The sequence below is a fragment of the Enterobacter sp. RIT637 genome, assembly GCF_019718755.1.
Lineage (GTDB): Bacteria > Pseudomonadota > Gammaproteobacteria > Enterobacterales > Enterobacteriaceae > Enterobacter.
Genome location: NZ_JAIHAZ010000032.1, coordinates 1 through 6,540, shown reverse-complemented (window position 1 = coordinate 6,540; position 6,540 = coordinate 1). Strand labels below are relative to the sequence as shown.

6 protein-coding genes and 1 rRNA gene are annotated in these 6,540 nt (G+C 53.0%); 2 read left to right on the top strand and 5 right to left on the bottom strand.

Annotated features, from left to right (window positions below; genetic code table 11):
* Together rrf and K5E19_RS22865 are read left to right on the top strand one after the other, a co-directional pair.
* A 5S ribosomal RNA gene (gene rrf / locus K5E19_RS22870) occupies nt 1-102 on the top strand; the annotation flags it as partial.
* Nucleotides 103-314: 212 nt separating this feature from the next.
* A complete protein-coding gene (locus K5E19_RS22865) occupies nt 315-1,610 on the top strand; it encodes an MFS transporter (RefSeq protein WP_221553222.1) in 1,296 nt (431 codons plus the stop codon).
* On the opposite strand, the gene K5E19_RS22860 is transcribed toward K5E19_RS22865, so the two are convergent.
* The 5 genes from K5E19_RS22860 to K5E19_RS22840 form a co-directional block, all read right to left on the bottom strand.
* Nucleotides 1,607-1,930: a YfiM family lipoprotein gene (locus K5E19_RS22860; RefSeq protein WP_221553220.1), complete on the bottom strand. Its 324-nt coding sequence runs from the start codon at nt 1,928-1,930 to the stop codon at nt 1,607-1,609. The two genes, K5E19_RS22865 and K5E19_RS22860, sit on opposite strands and share 4 nt — an antisense overlap.
* Nucleotides 1,931-1,975: 45 nt before the next feature.
* Nucleotides 1,976-3,328 carry a CDP-diacylglycerol--serine O-phosphatidyltransferase gene (pssA, locus tag K5E19_RS22855; RefSeq protein WP_260411923.1) on the bottom strand — a complete coding sequence of 451 codons (1,353 nt, stop codon included), beginning with the start codon at nt 3,326-3,328 and terminating at the stop codon, nt 1,976-1,978.
* Entirely contained in the window at nt 3,309-3,356 is a 48-nt protein-coding gene (locus K5E19_RS22850; RefSeq protein ID WP_214594211.1) for a hypothetical protein, read from the bottom strand. Before K5E19_RS22850 ends, pssA begins: the two co-directional genes overlap by 20 nt.
* Nucleotides 3,357-3,440: 84 nt before the next feature.
* Nucleotides 3,441-6,104: a bifunctional acetate--CoA ligase family protein/GNAT family N-acetyltransferase gene (locus K5E19_RS22845; RefSeq protein WP_221553218.1), complete on the bottom strand. Its 2,664-nt coding sequence runs from the start codon at nt 6,102-6,104 to the stop codon at nt 3,441-3,443.
* A 35-nt stretch (nt 6,105-6,139) separates the two neighbouring features.
* Nucleotides 6,140-6,540: tRNA-uridine aminocarboxypropyltransferase (locus K5E19_RS22840; protein ID WP_221553217.1), on the bottom strand; the 401-nt coding region annotated here is incomplete at its 5' end.

Here is a 6,540-nt window from a genome sequence, read left to right as displayed (position 1 = left end):
CGCGGTGGTCCCACCTGACCCCATGCCGAACTCAGAAGTGAAACGCCGTAGCGCCGATGGTAGTGTGGGGTCTCCCCATGTGAGAGTAGGGAACTGCCAGGCATCAATTAAGAAGAACCCCGTACCGAAAGGTGCGGGGTTTTTGCTTTGTGCTTTCCCCTCTCTAGCCTTTCTCTTAATCCCTTATCCTGCTAATGGAATGTGTGATCTCCATCGCAATGTTTGTTATAACAAAATTATAACATTTCATTTACGAGGCAATTGAATCTTGCTGGACTCAACATGCCGCTGTTTATGGCTGGAGCATAATCACAATGACAGAAAGTATTGCATCAAACGGGACGCTGGCTAACAGTGATACCCGCAGAAGGGTATGGGCAATCGTCAGTGCCTCTTCAGGGAACCTAGTTGAATGGTTCGACTTTTACGTCTATTCATTCTGTTCTCTCTATTTCGCACATATCTTCTTTCCTTCGGGAAACACCACAACGCAGTTGCTACAAACGGCAGGGGTATTCGCTGCAGGATTCTTAATGCGACCAATCGGTGGCTGGCTGTTCGGCCGCATTGCGGATCGTCGTGGTCGTAAGGCATCCATGCTGATCTCGGTTTGTATGATGTGCTTTGGCTCGCTGGTGATCGCCTGCTTACCCGGGTACGAAACGATTGGTACATGGGCACCGGCACTGCTTTTGCTGGCTCGATTATTCCAGGGGCTATCTGTCGGTGGAGAATACGGTACCAGTGCAACCTACATGAGTGAAATTGCACTGGAAGGCCGTAAAGGTTTTTACGCCTCATTCCAGTACGTCACGCTAATTGGTGGTCAACTGTTGGCCATCCTTGTCGTGGTGATCCTGCAGCAGATTTTGACAGATGAACAGCTTCACACCTGGGGATGGCGGATTCCTTTCGCCATGGGCGCTGTACTGGCTATCGTCGCACTTTGGCTGCGTCGTCAGTTAGATGAAACCTCTCAGAAAGAAGTCAGAACGTTGAAGGAGGCGGGAACATTCAAAGGGCTATGGCGTAACCGTAAGGCTTTCCTGATGGTGCTGGGCTTTACTGCGGGTGGCTCCCTCAGTTTTTACACGTTCACCACCTATATGCAAAAGTATCTGGTGAACACCACAGGCATGCACGCCAATGTCGCCAGTGTCGTCATGACTGTAGCGCTGTTTGTCTTTATGCTCATACAACCGCTCATCGGTGCGCTCTCGGATAAGATAGGGCGTCGAACGTCAATGCTCATTTTTGGCGGATTGTCTGCGTTATGTACGGTTCCCATTTTGACTGCGCTTCAGCATGTTTCCTCACCGTATGCGGCATTTGCGCTGGTGATGCTGGCGATGGTGATCGTCAGTTTCTACACCTCGATTAGCGGGATACTCAAGGCGGAAATGTTCCCGGCTCAGGTTCGTGCGCTGGGGGTTGGGCTTTCTTATGCAGTGGCGAATGCGATTTTTGGCGGGTCTGCAGAATACGTTGCCCTGTCGCTTAAATCATGGGGTAGTGAAACAACGTTTTTCTGGTATGTCACGGTGATGGGAGCTCTGGCTTTCATCGTGTCCCTGATGCTGCACCGCAAGGGAAAAGGTATTCGACTTTAATAATGCGCCATCTGCCACACGGCATAGCCGGTCGTTGCGCCGGCTACATCCCAGGCAAAATCTTTCCAGCTCCAGCCGCTCCCTGCGGGGCGGCTGTCCCAAAGCTCTTTTGAAGCTCCCAGCCCTACTGAGAACATCAGGCCGATTGCCGCACTCCGATCCCTGCTGTATCCCTGATGTTGCGCATACTCATTACCCGCAGCAGACAACATAGCAGAAGCGATAAAGTGTTGGGCTTTGTCCTGACCAGACCAGCTATCGTTAGCCATGTGGCTACATCCTGTCAGGCAAAAGAGGGCAAATAAGAGAGGGATACGCATTAACGAACTCCATAAAAAAGCCCTGTTAATGACAGGGCCTTAACATTACAGAATACGGCTGATGAGGCGGTCTATCCGGATCCGACGTAAACGACGAATAAGTTTGCGGACTTTCACCGGATAATCAGCAATGCTCTGCAGATCTCGGTAATGCCGAACGACGGTGGTATGAGTACGAATCAATTCCAGCTCGCGATCGCGTTTCGCGGCTAATTCATGCTGCGGATCGTGGATCAATATCGCATTTTCCAGATCCAGGCGCCATGCTCGCGGATTCAGGTTATTGCCAGTCAGCAGCATCCATTCATCGTCGACCCACATACCTTTAAGGTGATAGCTGTTGTCTTCATCTTTCCAGAGGCGCACAACCAGTTGGTCGGTATTCACATAGTACTGCAAACGGCTCAGGAATCGACGCAGGTTTATCTCATAGAGATAAGGTAACGCGCCGATAATCTTGAACGGCTGATCTTCCGGAATGAAGAAGTCGTTTGCCGTTTTATCTCCGACAATGATTTCCACTTTTTTACCATCACGCAGCAGCTGGATTATATTGCGTACCAGCACCGCGGGAAGGTTAAAGTATGGCGTGCAAATGGTTAGTTTCTGCTCTGCACACGGCATCAAATGGAAAATGGTCTTGTTCAGCAGGCTCGATTTGCCTAAACCGACCAGTGGCGTAACAGAGAGCTCTTCGTTATTAGCATCGCCCTGAAAATGATACACCGCATCACGCAGCTCCTGACGGAAAGAGCGAACATCGTTTTTGATTTCGGGGCTTTTAGGTCGATGAGGATCGTCGAGACGGTTCACGCCACGGCCATGGACCAGGTGTCTATCAACCCAGTTAAACATGATATCTGCCATCTGCGCATTGCGAACCAGATGGTAGCGGTCATATCGATATTTATCGAGCTGATGGAGGTAAACGTCGTTCAGACTCGCGCCACTGTAGAGGACGCTATCATCAATAATGAAGCCTTTGAAATGCAGAACGCCGAGGGCTTCACGGGTATTCACCGGTACGCCATAAACAGGTACATCGACGCCAGGATTCTCCTGCGCCGTGCGGCAATACCAGTCAGCATTCGTGTTAGACGCCGCCGCACCGATGCGACCGCGCTGTGCACGGTGCCAGTCAACCAGAACGCGAACATCCAGCTCCGGACGTTGACGCTTAGCTTCATAGAGCGCGTTCAGGATCGCGCGCCCGCCTTCATCTTGTTCAAGATACAGCGCCACAATACAAATACGTCGCGTAGCGCTGGCGATCTTTTCCAGGAGCGTCTCCCGAAAATGAGCGGGAGCGTAAAAGAACTCTACATCATCAACTGACTGAGAAATCTTCGGTAGTTGAGCAAGGTGTTGTTGATGTTTATTACGCTTGAATTTTGACAACATCACAGTGCGTTTCTTCTCTGTTCATTGAAGGGTTGTCTGTAGCATGCAAACAACATAAGCGGACAATGATACCCCAGTGCTATCAAAAGTGGGTAACATTTCCAGTAGGTTACTCTTGTTTATCTGCTGATGTCAGGGGGAGTGACAAGGCCACAATCCCTTCGTCCAGCTGAATATCCACGTCAAAACCAAGTTTACGCGCCAGAGTGACCATACCGCGATTGTTGGGCATAGTAATGCCATTCAGGCGTAGCAATCCGTGATCTCGCGTATAACTGATGAGTTTTTCCAGCAGCCGTCTCCCCAGGCCCAGGCCTTTCAGATCGGAGCGTACCAGCACGGCAAACTCCGCATCGATATTATCCGGATCCGAAATAGCACGCGTCACGCCGAGGATCTCATCACTCTGTCCGGAACGCCGTACGGCCACAAACGCCATTTCTCGATCGTAGTCGATCTGCGTCATATTGGCTAAATCATCATGCGTGAATTCATTGATCTCGCTAAAGTAGCGGTAGTAGAGATCTTCTTTGGTCACCTGAGAAATAAACGTGCGCAGCTGCGGCTCATCTTCCGGCAGAATAGGGCGGAAGAGCGCGCGTTCGCCGTTTTTCATCTCCACCCATTCTTCGAGGTGTAAAGGGTAAGGACGGATCGCAAGACGGCTCTCTCTGTCCCCTGCGAATGGCGCAATATCCAGCGTTACATCCAGCGCGATAAACTCATTGCCGGAGGCGAGCAGCGGGTGAATATCCAGCCGCTGAATCTCGGCACAATCCACAATCAGGTTAGATACCTGCACCAGGAACTGGCTTAACCCGGCAATATCAAGCGGGCGCAGGGCGCTCCGGCCACGGATCTTTTTGCTTTTTATCGCCTGGATGACCAGATAGCGTGCCAGATTCATATTCAATGGCGGTAATGCCACCACCGCCTGCTCTTCAGGCCGCCAGTCAACGCCGCCTTCACCCAGCATAATCAGCGGGCCAAAGACCGGATCGTGCTCAACCACCACGCGTAGCTCCTGGGCGCCTGCGCGGTTAGCCATGCTTTGCACGAGAAGACCGTGGATCCTGGCCTGCGGCCATGCCATTTTTACGCGGTCGAAAATGGCATCTGCTGCTTGCTGCACTTCCGCTGCCGTGCGTAAGTACAACATCACGCCCTGAACATCCGACTTGTGTGGGATATCCGGCGAGCGAAGCTTCAGGGCAACCGGATAGCCAATTTGCTCAGCAATATGGACGGCTTCCGCGCTGTCGCTGGCAATCCATGTCGGCAGCGTTTGCATGCCGTAACTGCCGAGAACGGGCTGCACCTCATGCGTGTCGAGCGAGGTCGCCCCCTCTTCGAGAGCCTGTTGCAGCAGTCGGTGGACGTCGACGGCATTCGCTGTCAGGTTACCCGGTAAGGCCGGGGTTTCACGCAGTTGCTTCTGGTTACGACGGTATTCCACCATGTGCATAAATGCGGTGATAGTGCCTTCTGGGGTGCGGTACGTCGGCAGCCCAGCTTCACTGAACAGCCGTCGTGCCTCCTGAGAGGAGAATTCACCGCACCAGTTGGTGAGCACGGTAACGTATTTGCCACGCGGATGATTATGCACAGCGTCAATGAGCGCCCGCGCGCTTTCTGTACCAGGCGCAACCGCGCTGGGCGAGTGGATTATCATGAGCGCGTCGAAATCCTGGCTATCCAGCAAAATTGAAATTGCCTTTATATAGCGCTCGCTGCTGGCATCGTCGCGTAAATCCAGCGGGTTGCCTGGTGTAACGCTTGTCGGTAATGCGTCACGCAGGCGTTGAAGCGTCTCTTCGCCGAGCGTAGCCAGCTTACCGTTGCGTAGCCAGAGCTCATCCAGTGCCAGCGCTGCAGGTGCTGCGCCATTGCTGACAATCATCAGCTTTTCGCCGCGTAACGGACGCATATGGCTCAGCGTCTCAACGGCGGAAAAAAGCTCGTGCGTATCCTGCACCCGAAGTAAACCGGCACGCTGGATCGCGGCATCCCACGCGGGATCCATACCTGAATGCGAATTCAGAAGACGCTGCGCCGCCGGGCTACGTCCACTTTTGATGACCAGGATTGGTTTATTGCGCGATGCGCTACGTGACGCTGACACAAAACGACGGGCATCGCTTAAGTGCTCAAGGTAGAGAAGAATCGCGCTGGTTTTACTGTCTCTGGCCAGGAAATCCAGTAGCTCATCCACGTCGATATCGAGGCTATCACCCAGAGCGATGAAGTAGGAGAATCCCATCTCGCGCTGCTGCGCCCAGTCTAGAATGGTGTTCGATACGGCGGCCGACTGCGAGATAAAGGCGAGTTTGCCTTTGCGGATAGGCACCGGGGAGAAGCTGGCATTAAGTCCTTGCCATGGTGCGAGCAGTCCCAGACTGTTTGGCCCCAGAATACGCATTTGAAAGCGACCTGCACAGGCCAGGAGCTCTGGCTGCTGTTCAGGAGGTGATGAGAGAATAATGCAGGTTTTACACCCTTTTTGGCCAAGCGACTCCAGTAAGTCCAGATTCCGTTTCGCATGCGTACAGATAATGGCGAGGTCGGGAACGAAGGGCAGGCTCTGAATATCTGGCCACGCAAGCACGCCCTGTACGGCCTTATACGCCGGGGTTACGGGCATAACAGGGCCATTAAATCCGCCAGCCAGCAGGTTACGCATCATCAAGTAACCCGCACGATCCGGTTTCATGGAGGCGCCAATAACGGCAATGGATTTAGGTCGTAGTAGCGCTTCTAACCCTCGCTGGCTCATGCAACTCTCCTGTGAATGCAAGCGACCTGATGATTTTAAACGCTTTCCGCCTCAGCTGCTGTGACGCTGCCCTTATGAACGGTTTTTCCTGCCAGGTAACGTTCGCGGAAACAGGAAAAATGGCTGCCTAACGCGCCGGCGGCATGGGTATCACCGGCCAGATCCAGCAGAGCAATCGCCACTTCCGCCGTGCAATATTGCCCGTCAGCATGGGCTTCACGCAGACGGTAGGCTGAGACGCGAGACAAATCGACCGAAATCACCGGTAAAGCATCCAGATACGGGCTTTTGCGGAACATTTTTCGCGCTTCGGTCCAGGTGCCATCCAGCATAATAAACAGCGGCGGTTTACCGGATGGCGGCGCAGAAAGAACCTGACGCTGTTCTCCCGCGTAGGACGCCGGGAAAACCACCATGGGCTGATAGTCGGGGTTTG

What these genes read in the sequence shown, in the direction of transcription:
- K5E19_RS22860 (WP_221553220.1), bottom strand. Translation starts at nt 1,930, where the DNA reads ATGCGTATCCCTCTCTTATTTGCCCTCTTTTGCCTGACAGGATGTAGC.
- K5E19_RS22865 (WP_221553222.1), top strand. Translation starts at nt 315, where the DNA reads ATGACAGAAAGTATTGCATCAAACGGGACGCTGGCTAACAGTGATACC.
- K5E19_RS22845 (WP_221553218.1), bottom strand. Translation starts at nt 6,104, where the DNA reads ATGAGCCAGCGAGGGTTAGAAGCGCTACTACGACCTAAATCCATTGCC.